Origin of the sequence: Shigella sp. FC1967, from assembly GCF_001743005.1 — a bacterium.
Lineage (GTDB): Bacteria > Pseudomonadota > Gammaproteobacteria > Enterobacterales > Enterobacteriaceae > Proteus.
In genome coordinates this window covers 1-933 of record NZ_MIIZ01001089.1, presented here as the reverse complement: position 1 = coordinate 933, position 933 = coordinate 1, and the positions used below count along the sequence as shown (strand labels likewise).

Genomic DNA, 933 nt, shown 5'->3' with positions numbered 1-933 from the left:
CCCATCCAAGTTTGTTGCTATTTTTAAATAAAAACCTCACTAAATACACGTTATTAATTCATTACCTTATATACTAGGTTATTTAAAAATAAAGTCAAACTAACATATTATTTAATAATGATTTTTTTTTGCTGTTATTTTATTTTTAATAAAAACAGGTTGGAGGAAACTCAATAATCAGGAGGGGCTTAACCCCTCTGATGTTTTACGCGGTGTGAGGTAAGGTGACATGAGTTAATGGAGGTAAACCATAAGCCGCTCTCGCACGATCACAAGCTTCATTAGGGACACCATTTACCCAAGATTGTTGAAACTCACGACAAGGAGAGGGACGTTGTTCATAGATAGAACAGCTTACACACTCTCCAACTTCACCGACCAGTTTGTCACAACGTGGTTTCTTAGAATTCGTTCCTTTCATGCAAGAGAGAAAAGGTGTTAATGGTTCTGTTAATTCATCAGGAACCACACCGCCACCACTTACCATTTCTGCCCAATAGAACGAAACTCTAAAATAGGCGCAACAAGCACCACAATGCATACAGGGATTATCCTGCATATAAATAAAATCGTTAGAATGTTTGCTCATACCAGATACCATTTTATCTGACGTTAAAGTGATAAAATGCACCTTTTACAGGTGCGGCAGTTTAAGAGAGGCAAAAAAAGACAGAGAAACGATGCTTCTCTTAGAGTAGTCATTATGCGCTAAATGAAAAATATTTTTAAGATAAATGTTTTTATACATGGAATATTTTTATTAAAAAAATAGGTTATTATTTTGTAAAAATCATATGGGTAGACTATATCACTTAATGATAAACAATGGTGTTATTTGAACGTTTGTAAAAACCACACTATAAATAGTATTAAAAGTAATCAAAAGATTCGGATTTAAATAAAAAAAGCCTTATCAATTTTGATAAGGCGATA

1 protein-coding gene is annotated in these 933 nt (G+C 33.3%); it reads right to left on the bottom strand.

Going from position 1 to position 933, the window contains the following annotated elements; genetic code table 11:
* Positions 1-205: 205 nt before the first annotated feature.
* Positions 206-589 carry a YkgJ family cysteine cluster protein gene (locus BHE89_RS18705; protein ID WP_069368025.1) on the bottom strand — a complete coding sequence of 128 codons (384 nt, stop codon included), beginning with the start codon at positions 587-589 and terminating at the stop codon, positions 206-208.
* Positions 590-933: the final 344 nt, after the last annotated feature.

Bases quoted from the DNA above. Each gene is read 5' to 3' on its own strand.
- BHE89_RS18705 (WP_069368025.1), bottom strand. From the start codon at position 589: ATGAGCAAACATTCTAACGATTTTATTTATATGCAGGATAATCCCTGT.